Genomic DNA, 267 nt, shown 5'->3' with positions numbered 1-267 from the left:
GGCGCGCAAGCGCGCCGCTTGATTCGCGGATTTACGCCCGTATCAAGGCGCTCGCCGGCAAATGGCGGCGAGCAAAGCCGTCTTCGGCTGCGTGATGGCGGCATCCACGGTTTCTTTGTCCACAACTTCGGCCTCGGGGTGCATGGCGTCTTCGCGTACTCGGCCGACTTCACCCATCTCGCGAAGCTGTACGGCTGGCTGTATCGCCGGGCGGCTGCGGACAAATCTGGCGCGCACCGTCAGCGCCGGGCACGTGGCCGCTCTGAG

1 protein-coding gene is annotated in these 267 nt (G+C 66.3%); it reads left to right on the top strand.

Annotated elements, in window-relative coordinates; genetic code table 11:
* The coding region (locus AB3X89_RS40530) for a hypothetical protein (protein WP_368588099.1) at positions 1-267 on the top strand (267 nt) is incomplete at both ends.

Source organism: Paraburkholderia sp. BR14320, assembly GCF_040948665.1.
Lineage (GTDB): Bacteria > Pseudomonadota > Gammaproteobacteria > Burkholderiales > Burkholderiaceae > Paraburkholderia > Paraburkholderia youngii.
Note: the sequence above shows the minus strand (reverse complement) of the source record. Positions and strands in the feature narration are given on the sequence as shown.